We start from the raw sequence: 22,612 nt of genomic DNA, 5'->3' as shown, positions 1-22,612 counted from the left end.
GGGGCCCGGCACAGCTATTGCCGGCCCGGCAACCGTCTCCTTAGCGATCTTGCTTCCCAACGAACGGAGCATCCCCTCATGAAGTCCGGACTAGCCAGAAAGCTAGCCGCAGCAGGAGCCAGCGCGGCCATGCTGGCGACCATGGCAGTAGGCATGCTGGCCACGCCCGCAGCGGCGGTCAGTGGATCGAGCCAGGCGGGGAAGGTGGCCTCGGCCGCCGCCAAGCCGAGGCCGGCCGTCTCTGCCGGTACCCCCAAGGCCTCCCCCGCGAAGTACGCGGGTGAGTGCCCCGTCAACGTGACCTTCTCCTCGAAGATCAAGGTGAAGGCCGTCAAGAGCAAGACCACGGTCGCCTACCGGTGGCTGCGTGGAGACGGCTCCAAGGGCAAGGTGAAGTCCTTCACCTTCCGCGGCAAGGGCACCAAGAGCTTCACCGTCGCCGAGAAGGCCACCTTCAAGGGCGACGTCAAGGGCTGGCAGGCCATCCAGGTCCTGGCCCCGCGCGGCGTGAAGTCCTCGAAGGGCTACTTCTCGGTCTCCTGTGGTTCCGGCGAGGACGACCACGAGATCAAGAGCCCCCCGCGCGTCAGCGCTGACGTGTGGGTCGACGAGGGCAACTGCGAGGCCACTCTGATCGGCCGCATCCACGCCTCCGGTACCCGCTGGGTGCACTACCGCTGGGTCGTCAACGGCCGCGTCGTCGACCGTGACTCCGTCCGCGTCGACGGCTCGCGCAAGGTCTTCCACGTGATCAGGCCCCGTGACGACTTCAGGGGCTGGGCCTCGCTCGAGATCGTCGGCCCGGTGGAGGCCTCCTCCAACCGCGCCTACTTCAAGATCTGGTGCAAGGACACCTCGCCGAAGGTCTGGGCGTCCGTCGACGCCCCGACCACCTACGAGGGCACCTGCCCGACGACCCGTACGTTCAGCGGTGTGATCAGCGCGACCGGTCGCACCACCGTGAAGTACCGCTGGATCACCAACGGCGTGGCGGGCGACTGGAAGTCGCTCTACTTCGGCGGTCACGGCACGCAGAGTGAGCGGGTGTTCGACAGCTGGACGACCTCGGTCTCCGGCGAGTCCAAGCGCGCGATCGACATCGCCGGCGGCCCGACCACCGGCACCGTGGTGGCCAAGGTCGTCTGCGTCGTTCCCCCGACCCCGACTCCCACGCCGTCCCCCACCCCCAGCGCGACCCCCAGCGCCTGATGGCACGGTAGGTCGAGGTAGCGCGCCCGGCGTCTGACGCCGGGCCGCGTCCCGAGTGAGACGAAAGGCGGCGTCCGCACCCAGCGGACGCCGCCTTTCGCGTTCCCGCGCCCATCTTCCGGACCCCGGACCCCGGACCCCGGACCCCGGACCCCGGACCCCAGAGCCCTGGTCCCGGAGCCCAGAGCCCTGGTCCCGGTCCCGCAGCCCGGAGTCCCGGTCCCGGGACCCCGCAGCTCCGGTCCCGCGGCCCGCACGGAGCGAGCGGCGGCGGGGTGTGGGCCCCGTGGGCTCCCGCGTCGGGCACCATCGAAGGATGACCCACGTTCCTCCCGGATCCGGCTGGCCCGACGATCCCGCCCGGCCCGACACCCCCGTCGCGCACGACCCCGCCGAGGTGCGGAAACTCGCGGGGGAGAGCCGTACCCTCGCGGAGCTCACCGCCGCGCAGTCGGTCTGCCGGGCCTGCCCGCGCCTGGTGGGGTGGCGCGAGGAGGTGGCGACGGTGAAGAGGCGGGCGTTCGCCGAGGAGACCTACTGGGGCCGGCCCATCGCCGGATGGGGCGACGAGAGGCCGGAGATCCTCATCGTCGGGCTGGCGCCGGCGGCGCACGGCGGCAACAGGACCGGCCGGATCTTCACCGGCGACCGCAGCGGCGACTGGCTGTTCGCCTCGCTGTACCGGACCGGTCTGGCCGTACAGGAGACCAGTCTCCGCGCGGGTGACGGCCAGCGGCTCGTCGGCGCGCGGATGGTGGCGGCGGTCCGGTGCGCTCCCCCCGCCAACAAGCCCGAGCCCGCCGAGCGGTCCGCCTGCCTCCCCTGGCTGTCTCGCGAGGTCGCGCTGGTCTCGGCGGACGTACGGGTGGTCGTCGCGCTCGGAGGGTTCGCCTGGCAGGCGATCTGGCCCGCGCTGAAGGACGCCGGATACGCCCTGCCACGGCCGCGACCGCCCTTCGGGCACGGCGCCGAGGTGGAGATCACCTCTCCGCGGGGAGACTCCGCGCATCTTCTCGGCTGCTACCACCCCAGCCAGCAGAACACCTTCACCGGCCGGGTGACCGCCCGGATGCTCGACGATCTCTTCGCCAGGGCGAACGCGCTCCGCGGCTTGTGAACTCGATCACAAAGAGAAGATCGGCGGGAATTCTGCCGAGAAGAGCGGGTGTTTCTAGCCGATAGCGGAAATTCTGGTCAGATTGCCAGATGTGCGGCTGGCGTGATCGGAGTCCCGGGCGTATGCTTGTGAAAGGTTTCACAAGCTATGAAACTTAAGGATGGCGTCGAAGTGAACCGCAACTCCAAGCACATCGTGGTCGTCGGTGGGGGCTACGTCGGCCTCTACACCGTGCTGCGCCTGCAGCACACCCTCCGCAGGGAACTCCGCGAAGGAAGCGTGCGCATCACCGTCCTGACCCCCGAATCCCACATGACCTACCAGCCCTTCCTCCCCGAGGCCGCCGCGGGGAACCTCTCGCCCCGGCACGTGGTCGTCCCCCTCCGCCGCGTGCTGTCGAAGGCGACGATCCTCAACGGCAAGGTCTCCAAGGTCAACCACGCGGCCAAGTCCGTCACCTTCGCCCCCAACGTCGGCACCCCGCACGAGATCGACTACGACATCGTGGTCATGGCCGCCGGATCGATCTCCCGTACGCTCCCCATCCCCGGCCTGGCCGACTCCGCGATCGGTTTCAAGACGGTCGGCGAGGCGATCGCGCTGCGCAACCGCGTGCTGGAGCTCCTCGACCGGGCCGAGAGTGACGAGGACGAGGCCCTGCGCAGGCGCGCCCTGACCTTCGTCGTGATCGGCGGGGGCTTCGCGGGCGTCGAGGCGCTCGCCGAGCTGGAGGACATGGCGGTCGACGCCACCCGCTACTACCGGAACATCTCCCGCGAGGACATGCGCTGGATCCTCGTCGAGGCCACCGACCGCATCCTCCCCGAGGTCGGCCCCGAGATGGGCGCGTGGACCGCCGAGCAGCTGCGCGAGCGCGGCATCGAGGTCAAGATGAACACCCGCCTCGAATCCTGCGTGGGCGGCCTGGTCAAGCTCTCCGACGGCGAGGAGTTCGAGGCCGCCACCATCGTGTGGACCGCCGGGGTGAAGCCCAGCCCGGTCGTGAACGCCGGGGACCTGCCGCTCGACGAGCGCGGCCGGATCAAGACGACCTCCCGCCTGACCGTGGCCGGCGTCGAGGACGCCTACTCGGCCGGAGACGTGGCGGGGGTGCCCGACCTGACCAACCCCGGCCAGTACTGCGCGCCCAACGCCCAGCACGCCGTACGGCAGGCCAAGGTCCTCGCGGACAACATCACCCGGAGCCTGCGCGGGCAGGAGCTCGCCGACTACCGGCACAAGTACGTCGGCTCCGTCGCCGGGCTCGGCCTGCACAAGGGCGTCGCCAACGTCTATGGGATCAAGCTCCGCGGGCTCGCCGCGTGGTTCATGCACCGCACCTACCACCTGTCGCGGGTGCCCACCGTCAACCGCAAGGTCCGCGTGACGGCCGACTGGACCCTGGCGCTCTTCTTCAAGCGCGAGACCGTCTCCCTCGGCGAGATCGAGGAGCCGCGCACGGAGTTCCGCGCCGCGGCGACCAACTGAACCCCCGCCCGGAGAGCGGACCCGACTCCCGAACCCGGTGGTGGCCGACGAGGCCCACCTCCGGGTTCGCCGTTCCCCGCGGTGTGCTATTCCTTGACCGGGTCCCTCCGAAGCCAACGCGGTCCACGGGTTTCCAATGGAAGTGATGCGACGGTTGCCTTGAGCAGTTACGCATGAGTGGTCCGTTACGTATGATTACGGCGCCCCCGTAGCCCAATGGCAGAGGCAAACCCCTTAAAAGGGTTCGAGTGAGGGTTCGAGTCCCTCCGGGGGCACTCATGACGATCTGCCGAACAAGGCCCATGACCAGTGGAAACGCGGTCGTGGGCCTTTCCTCGTTATCCGGCTCTCCGCGGCCGGTTCCGAACGGCCACGGCCGCCCATCCCAAATGCGTCCGTGAAACTTTCGGGGTTACCTAAATGTGATCGGTCTCCTCGGGGGCGTTCCGGATTCGCCGGCGGGCGAGGCGCTCCGGCCTCTCGCGCCCTTCGCGTGGCCGGATGCGGACAGATCTGGCCGGATGTGACCGTACGGCGGCCGGGCGAAGTGCGGCGCCGCCGTACGGCGCCCGCTCGGCGGCCTGGCGGCTGGCGCGTCGGCGGGGCGGGCGCCTCGGCGCGCTTTCCTTCTGACTGGCCTGACCGTAACTTGACATTATGGACGGTGAGAATCCGCTCGGGGCGTTTCTCCGCGCTCGGCGGGAGGTCACGACCGTTGACCAGGTGGGGCTGCCACGCACCCCCCGCCGGATACCCGGACTGCGCCGGGACGAGGTCGCGACGCTGGCCGGTGTGAGCACCGACTACTACATCCGGCTGGAACAGGGGCGGGAGCGCCATCCGTCGGCCCGGGTGCTCGAAGCTCTGGCACGGGCCTTCCGGCTCGACGCCGAGGCGACCGCGCACCTTCACGATCTCGTACACGGCCGGAGACCCTGCGAGGGGCCGGTCGGGTGTGCCGACGAGTTGCGCCCGGGCGTGCTGCGGTTCGTGGAGGGATGTGATCACGCGGTGGTGTTCGCGCTTAACCGCCGGCTCGACGTCCTCGCCATGAACTCACTGGCCACCGCCCTTTACCGAGGGCTGGAGGACCGCGGCAACGGGCTGCGGCTGGTCTTCCTCAATCCCGCCGCACGCGAGTTCTACGTGAACTGGGAGCAGCAGGCCCATGCCCTGGTGGCGCACCTCCGCGCCCTCGGGGGAGCGGGTCCCGCGGACCCGTTCGTGCTGGAACTGGTCGACGAGCTCTCACGCGAGAGCGAGGACTTCCGGCGGATATGGGCCCGTCACGACGTCCGGACCAGGACGTACAGGTCCGTTTCCTATCGCCACGGCGAAGTCGGCGAGATGACCCTGCACAACGAGGTGCTCCGCCTCGGGGCCGCCGCCGGCCAGCAGCTCGTCGTCGGCCAGCCCGAGCCGCACACCCCCTCCGAACGCGCTTTCGAGGCCCTGGGCAGGCTCGCCGGCATCGGAACCCGTCGGCGCTGAGGGGGACCCGCCCGGTCGGTGAGCGGGGACGGGGCGGGGGGCTCGAAGGGGCTCGAAGGGGCTCGAATCCCTTCGCGCGGGCACCGCGTGGCCTGTCCGGCGAGCGGCCGGCGGGCGGCCGGCGGGCGGTGCGGACGTGATGTCGAACCGTCCGGGATTCGGCAGGGACCCGGGCGCGGATTCGACGAGCGATCGGCGAAACAGGCGTGGTGGCCGGGAACCAGGTGTGCCACCCGTTCGTTGACCACATCGGCGGTAGCCGTACGGCCACTTGGACAACATAGATATCAGCACGATACGGCCGTGTGACAACCGATCTAATACGCTGATCGCGTAGGTCGCAGCGTGGAGGCAGCGATGGAGAGCAAGAACCCCGTATTCAGTCGGCAGGCCAAGAACCAGCAGCAAGGCTGGGGCTCGCCGCCCCCCACCCCTGAGCAGCTTCAGGGCATGTACAACACGCCGTCGTACGCGCCGCCCGCGCAGCGGACGATGACGATCGACGACGTGGTCGTGCGTGGTTTCATCACGCTTGGCACGCTCGTCGTCTCTGCGGCGGTCGCCTGGGTGCTCAACCTCGGCATGGTCGCGGCGATCGCCGGTGTGATCGTCGGTCTGGTGCTCGCCCTGGTCATCTCGTTCAGGTCCAGCACCAACCCCGCGTTGATCCTCGGTTATTCGGTCGCCTACGGCGTCGCCGTCGGTGTGATCAGCCACGTCTACAACGATCTGTACAGCGGCATCGTCTTCCAGGCGGTGGTCGGTACGGCTCTGGCGTTCGCCGCCATGCTGACCGTTTACTCGCTGCGCATCATCCGCGTGACGCCGAAGTTCACCAAGTTCGTCGTGGCCGCGGGGCTGGGCCTGATGGGCCTCATGCTCATCAACCTGGTCGCCGGTTTCTTCATCCCGGAGGGCATCGGCATCCGCTCCGGTGGCGTGCTGGCCTACGTGTTCAGCATCGCCGCGATCCTCATCGGCTGCTTCTTCCTGCTCCTCGACTTCGACGAGGTCGAGCGCGGGGTGCGCAACGGCGCCCCGGAGAAGTACTCGTGGCTGATGGCCTTCGGCCTGACCGTGACCCTGGTCTGGATCTACCTGGAGATCCTGCGCCTGCTGAGCTACTTCTCGAGTAGCGACTGACGACAACGCCGGGAGGCCTCGCCGGACACGTTCCGGCGGGGTCTTCCGTTTTTTCCGGGCGGACACGTGAGTGAACGGAAGGCAACGGGGGATAGACGAACCGCGACGGAAGAGAGCATCTCGGGGCTTGCTATCTGGGCTTTCGTGATGCACTGTCGAGCAAAGGAGCCTATCCGTGGAGGTGCCCATGTCGTTGAACCACTCACTGGAGACGCAGAGCAAGCTGATCGCAAGGGTCCCGGACATCACGGGACGCGCACTCCCAGAGTGGTTCCAAGCAATCGACAACGGCCCGTCGTTCCTTCGCTGTGACGAGCGAGCCACCTGGCTCGCCGATGAGCACGGGCTGACCCACGGCTACGCCGCCGCCATTGTGCACGAGCACGAACGGCATCGCCGTACCCGTTACCTGTAAGTCGCCTATCTCCGTGAAGCCCGCGCCACTCCGGTGGTGCGGGCTTTGATGTGCGCGCCATGATGGGGTCATGGATCATGACAAGGCACGCGGGTTCGTCCGCGCCAACCACCGCGCGGTCATGCTGACCTCGCACGCCGACGGGCGCCCGCAGCTCTCCCCGGTCACCGTGGGGCTCGACGCTCGCGGGAACGTGATCGTCAGCACCCGGGAGACCGCGGCGAAGGTGCGCAACCTGCGCAGGAATCCGCAGGTCTCGCTCTGCGTGACGACAGATGGGTTCTTCGGCGAGTGGATCCAGGTCGACGGCGTCGCGGAGATCGTTCCGCTGCCCGAGGCGATGGACCTCCTGGTCGACTACTACCGCGACATCTCCGGCGAGCACCCCGACTGGGACGACTACCGGGCCGCGATGGAGCGGGAGCGGCGGGTGATCGTGAGGATCGCGATCACCCGCGCCGGCCCCGACGTGCACGGCTGACCGGCCGCCCTCGGCGCGGGGAACGCCACGGCCGGGTCGTCGGGGGCTCCGATGACCCGGCCGGCTCCGGCCGTCTCAGCTGAGGCGCTCCAGGACCATGGCCATGCCCTGACCGCCGCCGACGCACATGGTCTCCAGGCCGATCGACCTGTCGTGGAAGGCGAGGCTGTTGATCAGCGTGGAGGTGATCCGGGCGCCGGTCATCCCGAAGGGGTGGCCGACCGCGATGGCGCCGCCGTTGACGTTGAGCCGGTCGATGTCGATCCCGAGGTCCTGGTAGGACGGGATGACCTGGGCGGCGAACGCCTCGTTGATCTCGACGAGGTCCACGTCGCCGATGGCCATGCCCGCCCTGGCCAGGGCCTGCTTCGAGGCCTCGACCGGGCCCAGGCCCATGATCTCGGGGGACAGGCCGGTCACCCCGGTGGAGACGATCCGGGCGAGCGGGGTGATGCCGAGCTCGGCGGCCCTGGTGTCGCTCATCACGATCACGGCGGCGGCGCCGTCGTTCAGCGGGCAGCAGTTGCCCGCGGTGACCGTACCGTCCGGCCGGAAGACCGGCTTGAGCTGGGAGACCGCCTCGTAGGTGGTCCCCGCCCGGGGGCCGTCGTCCTTGCTCACCACGGTCCCGTCGGGCAGGGTCACCGGGGTGATGTCCTTCTCCCAGAAGCCGTTGGCGAGAGCCTTCTCCGCCAGGTTCTGGGAACGGACACCGAACTCGTCCTGCTCCTGCCGGGAGACGCCCTTCAGCCCGGCGAGGTTCTCCGCCGTCTGGCCCATCGCCACGTAGACGTCGGGCACCTGGCCGTCCTCGCGCGGGTCGTGCCAGACTCCCTTGCCGCCCTCGGCGGCACTGACCGAGCGGGCGTGGGCGTCGCCGAACAGCGGGTTCATCGTGTCGGGCAGCGAGTCGGAACTGCCCTTGCCGAAGCGGGAGACGCACTCCACGCCCGCCGAGACGAACACGTCGCCCTCGCCGGCCCTGATCGCGTGCAGGGCCATCCGGGTGGTCTGCAGCGAGGACGAGCAGTAGCGGGTCACGGTGGTGCCCGGTACGGTGTCCAGGCCGAGCAGGGTGGCGACCACCCGGCCCATGTTGAAGCCCTGCTCGCCGCCCGGCAGGCCGCAGCCCAGCATGAGGTCGTCGATCGTGGTCGGGTCGAGCTGGGGGACCTTGGCAAGCGCGGCCTGGATGATCTGTACGGTCAGGTCGTCGGGGCGGATGTCCTTGAGGGACCCCTTGAAGGCGCGTCCGATGGGCGAGCGCGCGGTCGCGACGATGACTGCCTCGGGCATGTGGCTCTCCTGGGTTCGTGTCTGCTCCTCCAGCGGAGCGTACCGCGCGGTATGCCGGAAGCCACGCCCGGGGGGCGTAGAAACAGAACTTTGTACGGTAAGCACAAGGCCCCGTCCGGTCCGGTCCGGTCCGGGACAGGACGGGGCGGGGCCTCGCCGCGCGTCGGCGCCCCTCCGGCCGCGAAGGCCGACAGAGGAGCCGGCCGGGGAGCCGGCCGCGAAGGCCGACCGGGGAGCCGGCCGGGTGGACGGTGGCGGGCGCGGGGTGGTCAGCCGTACATGCCGGGAGAGGTGCCGTCGCCGTCCTTGATCCCGTGAAGGCCGCCCTTCTCGTCGCGCCACATCCGCCAGCCGTTCTGGCTGCCGGTGAACCACAGGGGCGGGGCGCCCGAGCCGGACACCCGCGTGCCGTCGGCGAGCCTGAACTGGCACAGCGAGGCCACCGAGTAGAAGCCGGGGTTCTGGCCCTTGAGCGCGAGCGGCTTTGGATCGGTCACGCAGAAGGACCAGGCCCGCTCGTCCTTCACGTCGGCGTTGCGGCCGGTGGGCAGGTCGAAGGCGTTGCCCGGCTTGCCGTGCCGCAGGAAGCCGACCTTCTCCATCCGGGGCGGGAAGGCCAGCCACCAGCCCGACTCGGGAACCTGCTCGGCGGAGATCTGGCCGAGCACCCGGCCGCTGCCGGCCTCCAGCCGGGCGAACCCGCCGTAGCGGCCCTCCTGGTCGACCGGGCGGACCACCGGCGCGAAGCCGGGGCTGCCGCTGGGGTAGACGCGGACCACCGACGGGCGCATCCAGTTGACCGTGCCGTCGGTGAGTTTGACGGAGAACAGGCCGAAGGCGGAGACCTTGCTCGTCTTCGGATTGGTGTAGGGGGCGACGTATCCGACGAGGTTTCCCGCCGTCGCGCCGAAGGACCAGCCTCCCGACAGGTCCACCCCGGCGCCGAGGGGCTGCTCGACGGGGGTCCGCCAGATGGTCTTGCCCGTCTTCAGGTCGTGCGCCTCCAGGACGGGATGGCGGGCCAGGCGGAGGAACACCACGCGCGAGGCGTCGGACCACTCGGCCTCGGCGATGCCGGGGATCTTCCACATGACCTTGCCGGTCGCCGGGTCGAGGACGACGACGCGGGCGCTCGCGAGCGCGGTGTTCTCGGGCACGCACACGAGCGCCCCGCACCGCTGCGGGCCGAAGGTGGAGTGCACCGGGCGGCTCCACCTGCGCGCCCCGGTCCTGCCGTCGAGGCCGACGAGCGTGGCCTTCCAGCGTCCCCGCCTGGCGGGGTCGATCGTCACCGCGACGGCCTGCCCCGCGGAGGTCTCGACGATCGCGGGGGCGGGCACCCCCATCCCCGGCAGGCGGCCCGCCATGGTCGAGGGGTGGGCCCACAGCTTCCTGCCGGTGGCGAGGTCGAGGGCCACCGTCTCCAGCGTGCCGTCGGGCCTCATGGAGGTCGTCGTGGCGACGCCGGCGGCGGTGGTGGTGCGGCTGACCGCGTTCACCTCGGTGTTGTGCCAGGTGGGATGGTCGGGGGTGGCCGCTTCTGTGCCGGAGCAGCCGCCCAGGGCCAGAGCTCCGGCGAGCACCAGGGCCGGGTTCGCGAGGGGCCGGATCACGGGTATTCCACTCCAATGCGGGCGAGGCGTTACGGCTTCGCAGCGGAGGGTGACCGTGGTCAGGCGTCGTTGGGCCGCATCCACGGCCTGCGGCCGAGCATGGTCACCCACCGTCCGTGAGGTCCGGTCGCTCGTCCGGCGACCCGGGTCGCGGAGACCTCGGCGCCGGGCTCCTCCGCGGCCTTGGCCGCCGCGAGGTAGATCGACTCAGTGCGCCGGGCCCGGGGTTCGGGCCAGAGTTCCAACGCACTGCATACGGAAGGTAGCACCGCGTAAGCGATCTGGAGATAGCCTTGGGCAGATGGGTGATAACGATCAAGGCCGAACATCTCCGCGGGGTTCGTGTCGAACTCCGGCCCCAGCAGGTCCGCGAAGGCCACCGTCCGCCCGCCCGCCTCGACCACGGCGACGGTCTGCGCGGCGGCCAGCTGGCGGCTCCACCTCCGTGTCACCCAGCGCAGCGGCTGCGCGATCGGCCGGACCGTCCCGAGGTCGGGGCAGGTGCCCACGACCACTTCCGCCCCCGCCTCACGCAGCCGCCTGACCGCCTTCTGCAGGTGCCGTACGGCATGGGCGGGCCTGCTCTGCGAGGTGACGTCGTTGGCCCCGATGAAGACGACCGCGATCTCGGGACGGGCCTTCAGCGCCTTGTCCACCTGCTCGCCCAGCTGCGCGGAGGTCGCTCCCGACATACCCGCCACGGTGAGCCGCACCGGCCGCTCGGCGATCACGGCCAGCCCGTTGGCGATCAGTACGGCGGGCGTCTCCGCGGGGTCGGAGGTGCCCAGGCCGACGGAGGTGGAGTCGCCCAGCATGACCATCCTGAGCGGCTCGCCGCCGAACGCCCCGTACACACCGTCCGAGGGCGGTCCCTCCATGCCGTGCGGGCGTCCGACGGTGCGCCGGGCCACCAGCGCCTCGGCCAGGAGCAGGCCGTAGGTCGCCGCGCCGAGCGCGGTGAGGCCCCCTCCGCCCAGCGCGGCCGCCGCGGCGATGCGGCGGGCGGTTCTCGCCACTCCGGGTGTCCAGATCACGTGGCGTCGCTCCCTCCGTACGGGGCGGTAGCGTTGCCTTTGGTAGCACAGCCGAGTCCCTGCCACCGCCATGGGATCACGGTGACCACAACAAGCCGACCGAGCTTTGGTATTTCGAGGTGATATCCCGGTGCGCGTACATGACTCGCTCGTCGAGCTGATGGGCAACACCCCTCTCGTCCGACTGAACAAGGTGACGGAGGGCATCTCCGCCCAGGTACTCGCGAAAGTGGAGTACTTCAACCCGGGCGGATCGGTGAAGGACCGCATCGCGGTCCGGATGATCGACGCCGCCGAGCGGTCTGGGGAACTGCGCCCGGGGGGCACGATCGTGGAGCCCACCTCGGGCAACACCGGGATCGGCCTCGCCATCGTGGCCCAGCAGCGGGGATATCGCTGCCTGTTCGTGGTGCCGGACAAGGTGGCCCAGGACAAGATCTCGGTGCTGCGCGCCTACGGTGCCGAGGTCGTGGTCTGCCCGACGGCGGTCTCTCCCGACCACCCCGACTCCTACTACTCGGTCTCCGACCGGCTGGCCAAGGAGACGCCGAACGCCTGGAAGCCCGACCAGTACTCCAACCCGCACAACACCGAGAGCCACTACCACTCCACGGGCCCGGAGGTCTGGGAGCAGACCGAGGGGAAGATCACCCACTTCGTGGCGGGCGTCGGCACCGGAGGCACGATCAGCGGCACCGGCCGTTACCTCAAGGAGGTCTCCAGCGGCCGGGTCAAGGTCATCGGAGCCGACCCGGAGGGCTCGGTCTACTCCGGTGGCACCGGGCGGCCGTACCTGGTGGAGGGGGTCGGCGAGGACATCTGGCCGGCCAACTACGACACCACGATCTGCGACGAGGTCATCGCGATCTCCGACAGGGACTCCTTCATCATGACCCGCCGCCTGGCCCGCGAGGAGGCGCTGCTGGTGGGCGGCTCCTGCGGCATGGCGACGGTCGCCGCGCTGCGCGTGGCCGAGCGGGCCGGGCCCGACGACGTGATCGTGGTGCTGCTGCCCGACGGCGGCCGGGGCTACCTGTCGAAGATCTTCAACGACGAGTGGATGGCCGACTACGGCTTCCTGACCACCTCCAGCGAGGAAGGGCTGGTCAGGGACGTCCTGACGCGCAAGAGCTCGGGCATGCCGGAGTTCGTGCACACCCACCCGCACGAGTCGGTCGACACGGCCATCTCGATCATGCGCGAGTACGGCGTGTCGCAGCTTCCGGTGATGAAGGAGGAGCCGCCGGTCATGGCCGCCGAGGTGGTCGGCTCGATCCTGGAGCGCGACCTGCTCGACGCCCTCTACCGGGGCCGGGTGCGGCCGACCGACCCGCTGGCCGCCCACATGTCGCAGCCGCTGCCGACGATCGGCGCGGGGGAGCCGGTCTCCATCGCCGTCGAGGCGCTGGAGAAGGCCGACGCCGCGGTCGTCCTCGACGACGGCAAGCCCGTCGGCCTGATCACCCGTCAGGACCTGCTCGCCTTCCTCGCCAACCACTAGGGCCCGCCGACCACCAGGGCTCGCCGCGCCACCAGGGCCGTGCCCTCGGCAGGGTCTCCCGGGTCCTCCGGGTCCTCCGGGTCCTCCGGGGTCAGAGGGGGAACTCCGCCATCACCTCCCAGGCCCCGGAGGGGGTGGGCCCGGCCATGAGGCGGCCGCCGAGCGCCTCGACGCGCTCGGCCATGCCCACCAGGCCGAAGCCGCCACCGAGGCGGGAGATCCTGATGTCGGCCATCGAGCCGTAGTTGCGCACCCGCAACCGCACGGCACCCCCGGTGGCAGAGGTGGCGCCGGGAATCGAGGTGGCACCCATGCCCCCACCGGCCGAGGTGCCCGCGGAGACGTAGGCGGCACGCCGGGCGCGGGGGGCCTGGCCGTTGCTCGCGCGTACGCCCTCGGCCCACGCGCGCAGGTCGGAGCCGTCGGTGAGCTTCAGGTCCGCCTCGACCCAGCCGGTGCCCGGGGCGTGCCTGCGGACGTTGGTCAGCGACTCCTGGAGGACCCGGTGGAGGGTGGTCATCACCTCAGGGGCCACGCTGCCGTCGGCGATGCCCTGGCCGATGTCGAAGGTGACCCGGGGGCCCGCGGCGGAGAAGCGCTCGACCATCGTGCGCATGTCCATGAGGGTGCTGCCCGGTGAGCGGGCGGCCTCGTCCTCCGAGCGCAGCACGCTGACCAGGCGGCGCATCGAGGTCAGCGCGTCGGCCCCGGCGTTGGCGATCGCCTCCAGGGAGGGCACCACGGCCTCCGGCTTCTGCTCGGCGACGACCTTGGCGGCCTGCGCCTGCACCACGATCCCGGTGATGTGGTGGGCGACCAGGTCGTGCAGCTCCCTGGCGAGCTCCAGGCGCTCGGACCGCCGTACCGTGTCGACGGCCTCCCTGCGGCGCTCCAGCTGGAAGCGGAGGTAGGCGCCGATACCGGCGGCGAAGGACCAGCAGACGAAGAGCAGGAAGCCGACCGCCACCGCCGGCTCCGGGGCCACGGAGTTTATACGGGAGGCGGAGGCTTCGAGCACGATCATCGCCGCCAGGGAGAGCAGCGCGGCCCGCCGTACCGGTTCGATCGCGCGCAACCCGCCGACGGTGAGGATCAGCAGCGACCCGATCTCGGCCGCGCCGGGAGCGCCGTCACCACCGGTGATCCCGATGACCAGGGAGGACAGGAACGACACCGTCATCAGGGTGACGAGCCCGCCGACCCTTCGGCGGCGGCGTCGCACCACCGCCACGACGCCCACCAGGCCGCACACCGGGCTCAGCAGGGTCGCCGCGTTGAGGTCGTGCATCGCCACTATCACGTCGATCAGCAGGAGCAGGACGAGCCAGCCGATCAACGCGATCTCGCTGAGTCGTTTGATCCAGTAGACCAGCCGGCTCGTTTCTCCCACGGTCCCCGAGCCTAGGCCCCGCGGAGGAGATGTCATATCGGCCGTTCGGCCGAATCGCCCTCACCGGAACCGGCTCTTCAGCGGAGGCGGCGCGGGGAGCCGGTGACCGACTCTTGAGAGGTCGAAGGGGGAAAGAGATGACCGTCATCGGGATAGTGCTGCTGGTCGCCGGGCTCGTGGTCGGTGCGGCCCTGACGCTCGCGGACCCGGTCCTGCTCTCGCGGATCAACAGGGAGCGGGCCGAGTAGGCGGCGGAGGGCCGCGGCGGGTGGTTTCCGAGGCCCTGGGGCCCCCGCCGCTGCGAGTAGCGTTGACCCTATGAACCATGGATTCGAGACGCTGGCCATCCACGCAGGTCAGGAGCCCGACCCCACGACCGGGGCCGTGGTGCCGCCGATCTACGCGGTGTCCACCTACAAGCAGGACGGCGTGGGCGGGTTGCGCGCCGGATACGAGTACAGCCGGTCGGCCAACCCGACCAGGGCCGCGCTGGAGGAGGCCATGGCCGCCGTCGAGGGTGGCAGCCGTGGCCTGGCCTTCGCCTCGGGGCTGGCGGCCGAGGACGCGATCCTCCGCACGATCTGCAGGCCGGGTGACCACGTGATCATCCCGAACGACGCGTACGGCGGCACCTACCGCCTGTTCGCGAAGGTCCACGAGCGCTGGGGGCTGCACTACGACCCGGTGCCGCTGGGCGACCTGGCGGCGGTGGCGGCCGCCGTGACCCAGAAGACCAAGATAATTTGGGTGGAGACGCCCACCAACCCGCTGCTCGGCGTCGCGGACATCGCGGCCCTGGCCCAGCTCGCGACCGAGTGCGGCGCGCTGCTGGTGGTGGACAACACCTTCGCCTCCCCGTACCTGCAGCAGCCGCTGGCGCTGGGCGCGGACGTCGTGGTGCACTCGACCACCAAGTACGTGGGCGGTCACTCCGACGTGGTCGGCGGCGCGCTCGTCGCGCGGGACGCCGGGCTGGGCGAGGAGCTCGCCTACCACCAGAACGCGATGGGCGCGGTGGCGGGGCCGTTCGACGCCTGGCTGACGCTGCGCGGCCTCAAGACGCTCGGCGTGAGGATGGATCGCCACTGCGACAACGCCGAGCGGGTGGTGGACCTGCTGCTCGCCCATCCGCGGGTGACCTCGGTGCTCTACCCGGGCCTGGCCGACCACCCCGGCCACGAGGTGGCGGCCAAGCAGATGAGGCGTTTCGGCGGCATGGTCTCCTTCCGCGTCGCCGGGGGCGAGGCCGAGGCGGTCGAGCTGTGCGACCGGACCAAGCTGTTCATCCTGGGCGAGTCGCTCGGCGGCGTGGAGTCGCTGATCGAGCACCCGGGCCGGATGACCCACGCCTCCGTGGCGGGCTCGCCGCTGGAGGTTCCCGGCGACCTGGTACGCCTCTCGGTCGGCATCGAGTCGATCGACGACCTGCTGGCCGACCTCACCCAGGCGCTGGGGTAGGGAGGGAGGGTACGGGCTCCGGCAGGGCCCTGGCAGGCCGTGAGAGGCCCTGGCAGGCCGTGACGGGTTCGGGGCGGGAGCGCGGGTCCGGCGCGAGGACGGCGGGGACGGTGGGGACGGCGAGGCTCGGATGGGCTTGCGCCGGGCCACCGGACCATCGGGTCACCGGGCCGTCCGGGCCAGGTGCCGGGCCACGGGGCCACCGAGGACACCGGGGCCAGAGGCCGGGTTGCCGGGGCGGAGGGCAGGGCTGTCGGCCCGTGGGCCACTGGTGCGGGCCACCGGCCGGCCAAGGCCGGGTCGGCGGGTGGCTCAGACCGGGTCGCCCCAGACCATCAGCACCAGGATGACCATCCAGATCAGCACGATCACACCGGAGAGCGCGGCGATCCGGCCCACCTGCACCTTGGCGTCGTCGTCCGGGTTCTCGCTGGCGAGGACCCGGATGGCGGTGCTCTGGTCCCGGTCCACCATGATCAGCAGCACCGCGGCGACGATGAAAAGCGTCATGGAAATCGACAGGTACGGCCTTCCGAGAAATTCGCGGCCCAGCAGCAGCCCGAACAGGAAGACCCCGATGGACGCGAAACCGTAGAGACGCGTGGTCTTGTGCAGATAGCGCAGGACGCCGACGTCCTTGGCACGGATGAATCGAGGAGTGGACATCGTGGCGGCGGTGATCGGCCCCAGAGCGAAGATCGCAAAACCGATGTGCAACCAGAGCAGCAGGTCTGTCATGCGCCAGACATTAGTAGCCGGTGATCTCGTCTGGGTACGGCTCGCACGGCATCACTCGGCGGCGGGGTCTTTCTCAATGATCATTTGAAGGACATTCCGGCGTGGCGGGACGCGGCCACCGTCCAGGACAGGGCCGGATCACTCGCCTTCGACGGTGTCGTGCCTGTCGTGCGTGGGCGGGACCATGCACAACTCGAAACAGACGCAGACGATGAGCATCAGCGCCACGAGAATTCCCGCGAGCATCGGACTCACTTCCTCCCCTTCCGGGAACCGTGTTTCTCCATAACTGGGTAGACGGCGTTTGTTTCGAGGTGGTTGTTACGGAAGGGTCACGGTTGAGCCGAGGAGGGGGTGTCCGGCGTACGAGATTGTCGATCTTCGCATTCCGCGCGGAGCACCTCCGCGGGGTTAGTAGGATCGTGGGCGAGCTCGTTCCCGTGTGATGAGACCGGCGGCGGTGAAGCCGTGGTCGTGCCGGGCGGGCGTTCCATCGGACAGAGTAAGACGGCACAAGGGAGTGCCCCGCCGTGGGTGTCAAACATGTCGAGCCGTACACCGAGGAGTGGCGGGAGCAGCCGTCCCGCTACGCCGCCCTCGTCGTCGAGGCGCTGGGTGACCAGGTCGAGAGCTGGTGGCAGGGGCCCTGCGACCCGCGCACCGTCACCATCCGCCTGACCGGCGGCGACGCGCTGGTCTGGGACGAGGAGAGCGGCTGGCGCCGTGGCCGCTACGCGAGCGGCGACCCCGCCACCCCCACGGTCCTCACCGACGACCGCTATCTCGGCGGCGGTCTCCTGCTCTCTCCCGAGCGGGTCCCCTCCGCGATCGCCGACGCCCGCGCGGGCGTCGGCAACAGCACGGCGTGGCGGCCCTGCTACCGCTCCCACCGCCACCACCGCGACGGCTTCGATCTGGCGCTCGACGGCTACGTCGCCTACGTCAACGCCTGAGACTCACGGTCAACGACTGAGACCCTGAGACTCACAAGAATCAGCGGGTGCGGCGGGTCCGCAGGAAGTCGCTGACGACGTACTCTCCCAGGCGGTCGGCGCCGGGGGAGAAGACCCGGCCGCCGTTGCGGCGCCCGACCTCGTTCACGAACTCCTTCAGGCGCTCGTCGTCGGCGAGCATGAAGACGTTGAGCGTCGCCCGGCGCCGGGTCATCTTGTCGACCTCGGCGAGGGTCAGCTCCAGCGTCTCCTGGGTGGGGGGCCACTCGAAGGCCGCCGAGCCGTTGCGCCGCAGGTGGGCGGTGGGCTCACCGTCGGTGACCACGAGCACGACCGGCTCGAAGTCGGGGTGACGGTCGAGGTGGCGGCCGGCGATCAGCAGGGCGTGGTGCAGGTTCGTCCCCTGGACCATGTCCCACTCCAGGCCCGCCAGCTCGTCGGGCTGCAGCACCCGGGCGTAGTTGGAGAAGCCGATGATCTGCACCGAGTCCTGGGGGAACTTGGAGGTCACCAGCGCCTGCAGCGCCATCGCCGTCTGCTTGGCGGCGGCCCAGGTCCCGCGCAGCGCCATCGAGTAGGACAGGTCGACCAGCAGGCACACCGCGGCCGCCGTGCGCCGCTCGGTCTCGGCCACCTCGAAGTCGTCGACCGACAGGGTCACCGTGCCGCCGCTCCCGCCGCGCCGGACACCGTTGATCACCGTGCGGACCACGTCGATCGGCTGCTCGTCGCCGAACCGCCAGGGCCGCGTGGAGCCGGTGAGCTCGCCGGCCGAGCCCGCGTCCACCTGGTCGTGGTCGCCGCGGCGCCCGCTCTCCAGGGAGGCGAAGACGCGGCGCAGCGCGGTCTCCCCCAGCCGCCGTACGGCCTTGGGGGTGAGCTCCAGCTTGCCGCGCCGGCGCAGGAGGTAGCCCTGCTGCTCCAGCTCGCGCTCGATCTGCTTGAGCGCCTCCAGGTCGTCGACGGCCGACCGGCCCAGAGCGCGGCGGATCGCCGCCTCGTCGATGTCGTCCATGCGGGCGCCGGGGTAGTCCTGGCGGAGCGCGGCCTCCAGCTGGGTCAGGTCTGCGAGCTCGTCCAGCGCGCTCACCGCGTCGGACATGCCCATCGGTTCGTCGCCGCTCAGCCGCTCCGGGGTGTTCCAGGCCAGGTCGGGGCGGCGGGCGTAGAGGGACTCGCCCAGGCGGCGCATCTGCTCGTCCAGCCCGGCCTGCTGGAGGGTCTGCTCGATCAGCTGGTCGAGCTCCTCGCGCTGGGCCGGGGTGAGGGAGGCCAGCAGGCGCTGGGTGGCCGCGGCCCGCCGGGCCAGGGCGTCGACCAGCTCCTCCAGGTTCCGGGGCGACTCCGGGAACATGTCCCCATATTTCGACATGAACTGCTCGAAGTCGGCCTGAGTGTGCTCGCCCCGGGAGTCCCGGTCGAGCATGTCGTTCAGATCGGACATCATCTCCCTGACCCGCTCCATGGCGGCCGGGTCGGGGTTGGCCAGAGACTGCCGCATGCCGCGGAACTGGCTGTCGAGCACCTCCCTGCGCAGCAGGTCGCGCAGCTCCTCGAAGGTTCGCCGGGCGGCGGCCGAACGCCACTGGTAGGTGCCCAGCTCCCGGATGGCGCTCGCCGTGTCGTCGGGGAGGGCGGCCAGCTCCGCCTCGCGCAGCCGGGCCTCGTCCGGGGGGTCGGGGAACAGCTCGGCCCGCTCCTGGCCGATCGCCTTGTCCAGCAGTGCCCTGGCCCGCTCCAGCGTGCCGTCGAGACGGCCGCGCTCGCGCAGCTCGCGCCGCCGCCGTCGCACCTCGCGGAGAAGATCCTCCAGGCCGCGACGGTCCCGCGCGCCCGGCAGGCCCTCCTTGAGGAGGTCACGCAGGGCGTGCGCGGGGTTGGAACCGGACAGGATCGCGTCACCCATCCGGTCCAGCGCCGAACGGACGTCGTACGGTGGGGCGAGCGGGTCGGGCCCGTCCCGGTATTCGCCATAGCGATAGCTCATGCAGACACCTCAGGTGCGGTAAACCGTCGTGCCGTCCACCTCGTCCTTGGACAGCCGGCGCAGGAGGTAAAGGCCCTCCATGGCGAATTCCAGCGCGGCGGCGGCGTGCCCGGGGGACTCGTCGCCGATGCCGAGCTGGGACATGATCCTTGCCAGACCCGGGACCGGGCCGATCCTGCGCAGCAACTCGGCCGCGGGGACCGTCACCCCCGACTCCACCTGGATGCCCTCGGAGAACTTCTCCAGCAGCGGGTTCAGGTCCGTGCCGCCGAGCGTGCCGCGGAACGTCTCGGCCACCGCCCTGCGCAGCAGGTGCGAGAGCACCTCGGTCTCCCGGCCCTCCTCGCTGACCTCGAACTCCACCTTGCCGCGCAGCGTGTGCACGATCCCCGGCAGGTCGGCGACCCTGGCCACCGCGTGGTCCTCGCCGGTCAGCGCCGCCCGCCGTACGGCGGAGGCGGCGGCGGTCTCGGCGGCGGCGATGGAGAAGCGGGCCGAGACCCCCGAGCGGGCGTCCACCGCGGTGGACTCGCGGACGAGCCGGGTGAACCGGGCGATCACCTCGATCAGGTGGTCGGGCAGGTCGGCACCCACCTGGCCGAGCGCGGCCTCCTGGCGGATCAGGACCAGCTCGGTCTCGATCGAGAGCGGGTAGTGGGTACGGATCTCGGCGCCGAAGCGGTCCTTCAGCGGGGTGATGATCCGGCCGCGGTTGGTGTAGTCCTCGGGGTTGGCGCTCGCGATCAGCAGGATGTCCAGGGGCAGGCGCAGGTTGTAGCCCCTGACCTGGATGTCGCGCTCCTCCAGCACGTTGAGCAGCGACACCTGGATGCGCTCGGCCAGGTCGGGCAGCTCGTTGACGGAGAACACCCCGCGGTTGCTCCTGGGGACCAGGCCGTAGTGGACGGTCTCCGGGTCGCCGAGCGTGCGCCCCTCGGCGATCTTGATGGGGTCGATGTCGCCGATCAGGTCGCCGACGGAGGTGTCGGGGGTGGCGAGCTTCTCGCCGTACCGCTCGTCCCGGTGCTTCCAGGAGATCGGCAGCTCCTCGCCCGCCTCGTCGGCCAGGCGGCGGCAGCGGACGCACGAGGGTTCGTAGGGATGGTCGTTGATCTCGCAGCCCTCGACGACGGGGGTCCATTCGTCGAGGAGCCCGGTCACGGTGCGGATCAACCGGGTCTTGCCCTGACCCCGCTCACCGAGCAGGACCAGGTCGTGCCCGGCGAGCAGCGCTCGCTCCAGGTATGGCAGGACGGTGTCGTCGAAGCCCACGATGCCGGGGAACCGCGGCTCTCCTGCCCGCAGGCGGGTCAGGAGATTCTCACGGATCTCGGCCTTTACCGTACGGTGAATATGGCCGCTCGCGCGCAGCTCGCGCAGAGTTCGTGGCTCTGGGATGTGAGGCACGGGATCGAGCCTACGTCCACAACGCCCGATCCGGCACTCTCATCCCTCTTTCGGATCTTGACTATCGCGTGAGGGACAACGTGAGTGCTTGTGGCCCCAGTGGGGAGAATCGCTCCAAGACAAGGCATCGCCCCGGCCCCCGGCCGGGGGCCCGGACGGCCCCGGAAGGGGTCGCGACGTGAGATCTCCGGCGTCCACGGTTCTGTGGCGCCGAGGGACTTCACGGCACCACGGCAGTTCATGACAGACTTCACGGCAGTTCAGGCAGGATTCGGGGCTTCGAAGTGAGTTTCGGGTGAGATCCGGACACTCTCCGGCGGGCCACCGGACAAGGGATCAAGAAGGAGAGGCGAGACGAGTGGCGCTGATGACGAGCCGTTTCGCCGACGGCCTCGCGGTGGGGTCCGATCTGGTCTCCGCGGCCGAGACCGCGGTGCGTCAGGCCCTGTCCGGCCTTTCCGGACCGGCCGACCTGCTCTGCTTCTTCATCTGCGGGGACGATCCCGACGACGTCTCCCGCGCCGGGCTGCGCGCGATGAGCATGGCGCCCGGCGCCGCCGTCCTCGGGTGCAGCGCCACCGGGGTCATCGGCGACGGGCAGGGGGTCGAGGTCACCCCCGCGGTGAGCGCCTGGGCCGCCTCGCTGGGCGGGGCCCGGCTCACGACCTTCGCGCTCGACACGCTGAGGACCGACGACCGGTTCGTCGTGGTCGGCCTGCCCGACCGCGCTCCCGACGACCACGCGGCCATCCTGCTCGCCGACCCCTACAGCTTCCCCACCGACGGCTTCGTCGAGCGCTCCGAGGAGGTCATGGGGAACCTCCCCCTGATCGGCGGCCTGGCCAACGCGATCCAGGGCCGCGGCGCGGTCCGGCTGTTCGCCAACGGGGAGATCCACACCGAGGGGGCCGTCGGGGTGCTGCTCAGCGGCGCCCTCAACGTCAGCACCGTCGTCAGCCAGGGCTGCCGCCCGATCGGCCCGACGATGGCCGTCACCTCCGCCGAGGACAACCTCCTGCTCGAACTCGCCGGGCAGCCCGCCCTGGCGCGGCTGGAGGAGATCGTCAGCGCCCTGGACGAGGACGACCGCGACCTGGTCGCCTCGGGGCTGCAGATCGGCATCGCGATGGACGAGTACGCCGAGAAGCACGAGCACGGCGACTTCCTGATCAGGGGCGTGCTCGGCATCGACCCCGAGCGGGAGGCCGTGGCCATCGGCGACGTCGTCGAGATCGGCCGTACCGTCCGCTTCCAGGTCCGCGACGCCGCCACCGCCGACGAGGACCTGTACGAGCTGCTGGACGCCCACCGCGAGGAGTTCGGCCGGGTGGACGGCGCCCTGCTGTTCTCCTGCAACGGGCGGGGCTCGGCCATGTTCGGCAGCGCCGACCACGACGCCGTCGCCGTACGCGACACCCTGGGCCCCATCGGGGTGGCCGGGTTCTTCGCCGCCGGAGAGGTGGGCCCCGTGGGCGGCCACAACCACGTCCACGGCTTCACCGCCTCCGTCCTGGTCTTCTCCTCCCACCAGCCGGCCGGGGGCTCGTGACGTCCACGGGGGCCGGGGACGTCACGAGCAGGACCGCCGGTGGCCGGGGCGATGTCCGGCAGGCCGGAGCCGCCGGTGGGGGTGAACCGGATCGTGCCGCCGCCCGCGTTCGGGTCGGGTCGGGTCGGTTCGGGTTGGGTTGGGTCGGTTGACGGTCAACGTCTCGGCGACCGATAGCGGCTTCGAGGCGCATCCTTCGTCTCCACAGGGCTAGGTAAGCGCTTTCCCTCGTCAAGCGAAGCTAAGCACGCGCCGGCGGGCGATGGGAAGGCCCGGATGTGGACGAGACCACTCGCGGACGTCGGCCTCACGGGCGGGCGGCGAGCCGGTCGAGGCCGCGGG

Annotated in this window: 18 protein-coding genes and 1 tRNA gene; 12 read left to right on the top strand and 7 right to left on the bottom strand. The window is 70.6% G+C overall.

Features of this window, described 5'->3' with window-relative positions; all coding sequences use genetic code 11:
* Nucleotides 1-141 precede the first annotated feature (141 nt).
* The 8 genes from ACFFRH_RS22555 (at nucleotide 142) to ACFFRH_RS22520 (ending at nucleotide 7,344) form a co-directional block, all read left to right on the top strand.
* Nucleotides 142-1,209, top strand: a complete 1,068-nt coding sequence (locus tag ACFFRH_RS22555; RefSeq protein WP_386159308.1) for a hypothetical protein — start codon at nucleotides 142-144, stop codon at nucleotides 1,207-1,209.
* Between the two features lie 316 nt (nucleotides 1,210-1,525).
* Nucleotides 1,526-2,326: a uracil-DNA glycosylase gene (locus ACFFRH_RS22550; protein ID WP_386159305.1), complete on the top strand. Its 801-nt coding sequence runs from the start codon at nucleotides 1,526-1,528 to the stop codon at nucleotides 2,324-2,326.
* A gap of 147 nt (nucleotides 2,327-2,473) precedes the next feature.
* Entirely contained in the window at nucleotides 2,474-3,814 is a 1,341-nt protein-coding gene (locus ACFFRH_RS22545) for an NAD(P)/FAD-dependent oxidoreductase (protein WP_344749945.1), read from the top strand.
* Between the two features lie 202 nt (nucleotides 3,815-4,016).
* A tRNA-Leu gene (locus ACFFRH_RS22540) sits at nucleotides 4,017-4,089 on the top strand.
* A gap of 382 nt (nucleotides 4,090-4,471) precedes the next feature.
* Nucleotides 4,472-5,305, top strand: a complete 834-nt coding sequence (locus ACFFRH_RS22535) for a helix-turn-helix domain-containing protein (RefSeq protein WP_344749944.1) — start codon at nucleotides 4,472-4,474, stop codon at nucleotides 5,303-5,305.
* A gap of 357 nt (nucleotides 5,306-5,662) precedes the next feature.
* Complete coding sequence (locus ACFFRH_RS22530) at nucleotides 5,663-6,448, top strand: Bax inhibitor-1/YccA family protein (RefSeq protein WP_344749943.1); 786 nt, start codon at nucleotides 5,663-5,665, stop codon at nucleotides 6,446-6,448.
* A 187-nt stretch (nucleotides 6,449-6,635) separates the two neighbouring features.
* Entirely contained in the window at nucleotides 6,636-6,863 is a 228-nt protein-coding gene (locus ACFFRH_RS22525) for a DUF4287 domain-containing protein (protein ID WP_329093696.1), read from the top strand.
* A gap of 70 nt (nucleotides 6,864-6,933) precedes the next feature.
* Nucleotides 6,934-7,344 (top strand): PPOX class F420-dependent oxidoreductase, encoded by a 411-nt coding sequence (locus ACFFRH_RS22520; protein ID WP_344749942.1) that lies wholly within the window; start codon nucleotides 6,934-6,936, stop codon nucleotides 7,342-7,344.
* A gap of 75 nt (nucleotides 7,345-7,419) precedes the next feature.
* Here the strand turns inward: ACFFRH_RS22520 and ACFFRH_RS22515 are convergent, their stop codons facing one another.
* The 3 genes from ACFFRH_RS22515 to ACFFRH_RS22505 all read right to left on the bottom strand — a co-directional run bounded on the left by ACFFRH_RS22515 (nucleotide 7,420) and on the right by ACFFRH_RS22505 (nucleotide 11,287).
* Nucleotides 7,420-8,640, bottom strand: a complete 1,221-nt coding sequence (locus ACFFRH_RS22515) for an acetyl-CoA C-acetyltransferase (protein ID WP_344749941.1) — start codon at nucleotides 8,638-8,640, stop codon at nucleotides 7,420-7,422.
* A gap of 269 nt (nucleotides 8,641-8,909) precedes the next feature.
* Nucleotides 8,910-10,253 (bottom strand): outer membrane protein assembly factor BamB family protein, encoded by a 1,344-nt coding sequence (locus tag ACFFRH_RS22510; protein ID WP_344749940.1) that lies wholly within the window; start codon nucleotides 10,251-10,253, stop codon nucleotides 8,910-8,912.
* 59 nt (nucleotides 10,254-10,312) lie between these two features.
* Nucleotides 10,313-11,287, bottom strand: a complete 975-nt coding sequence (locus ACFFRH_RS22505) for an SGNH/GDSL hydrolase family protein (protein ID WP_344749939.1) — start codon at nucleotides 11,285-11,287, stop codon at nucleotides 10,313-10,315.
* A gap of 130 nt (nucleotides 11,288-11,417) precedes the next feature.
* Here ACFFRH_RS22505 and ACFFRH_RS22500 point away from each other — a divergent pair, with 130 nt between their 5' ends.
* Nucleotides 11,418-12,788 (top strand): cystathionine beta-synthase, encoded by a 1,371-nt coding sequence (locus tag ACFFRH_RS22500; RefSeq protein WP_344749938.1) that lies wholly within the window; start codon nucleotides 11,418-11,420, stop codon nucleotides 12,786-12,788.
* A 91-nt stretch (nucleotides 12,789-12,879) separates the two neighbouring features.
* On the opposite strand, the gene ACFFRH_RS22495 is transcribed toward ACFFRH_RS22500, so the two are convergent.
* The gene (locus ACFFRH_RS22495; RefSeq protein ID WP_344749937.1) at nucleotides 12,880-14,178 is read right to left on the bottom strand and encodes a sensor histidine kinase; all 1,299 of its coding nucleotides are present in this window, start codon (nucleotides 14,176-14,178) and stop codon (nucleotides 12,880-12,882) included.
* Nucleotides 14,179-14,496: 318 nt separating this feature from the next.
* Between ACFFRH_RS22495 and ACFFRH_RS22490 the strand changes: the two genes are divergently transcribed.
* Nucleotides 14,497-15,636, top strand: a complete 1,140-nt coding sequence (locus ACFFRH_RS22490; protein ID WP_344749936.1) for a cystathionine gamma-synthase — start codon at nucleotides 14,497-14,499, stop codon at nucleotides 15,634-15,636.
* A gap of 312 nt (nucleotides 15,637-15,948) precedes the next feature.
* Here ACFFRH_RS22490 and ACFFRH_RS22485 read toward each other — a convergent pair whose 3' ends face one another.
* Nucleotides 15,949-16,374: a hypothetical protein gene (locus ACFFRH_RS22485; RefSeq protein WP_344749935.1), complete on the bottom strand. Its 426-nt coding sequence runs from the start codon at nucleotides 16,372-16,374 to the stop codon at nucleotides 15,949-15,951.
* A 530-nt stretch (nucleotides 16,375-16,904) separates the two neighbouring features.
* On the opposite strand from ACFFRH_RS22485, the gene ACFFRH_RS22480 reads away from it, so the two are divergent.
* Nucleotides 16,905-17,327: a DUF6292 family protein gene (locus ACFFRH_RS22480; protein WP_344749934.1), complete on the top strand. Its 423-nt coding sequence runs from the start codon at nucleotides 16,905-16,907 to the stop codon at nucleotides 17,325-17,327.
* 40 nt (nucleotides 17,328-17,367) lie between these two features.
* Here ACFFRH_RS22480 and ACFFRH_RS22475 read toward each other — a convergent pair whose 3' ends face one another.
* Both ACFFRH_RS22475 and ACFFRH_RS22470 read right to left on the bottom strand, forming a co-directional pair.
* Entirely contained in the window at nucleotides 17,368-19,314 is a 1,947-nt protein-coding gene (locus ACFFRH_RS22475; protein WP_344749933.1) for a vWA domain-containing protein, read from the bottom strand.
* 9 nt (nucleotides 19,315-19,323) lie between these two features.
* Entirely contained in the window at nucleotides 19,324-20,721 is a 1,398-nt protein-coding gene (locus ACFFRH_RS22470; RefSeq protein ID WP_344749932.1) for a sigma 54-interacting transcriptional regulator, read from the bottom strand.
* Between the two features lie 367 nt (nucleotides 20,722-21,088).
* Between ACFFRH_RS22470 and ACFFRH_RS22465 the strand changes: the two genes are divergently transcribed.
* Nucleotides 21,089-22,270 carry an FIST signal transduction protein gene (locus ACFFRH_RS22465; protein WP_344749955.1) on the top strand — a complete coding sequence of 394 codons (1,182 nt, stop codon included), beginning with the start codon at nucleotides 21,089-21,091 and terminating at the stop codon, nucleotides 22,268-22,270.
* The last annotated feature ends 342 nt before the right edge of the window (nucleotides 22,271-22,612 follow it).

This window comes from Streptosporangium vulgare, from assembly GCF_042428775.1.
In the GTDB taxonomy this organism is placed as follows: domain Bacteria; phylum Actinomycetota; class Actinomycetes; order Streptosporangiales; family Streptosporangiaceae; genus Streptosporangium; species Streptosporangium vulgare.
Note: the sequence above shows the minus strand (reverse complement) of the source record. Positions and strands in the feature narration are given on the sequence as shown.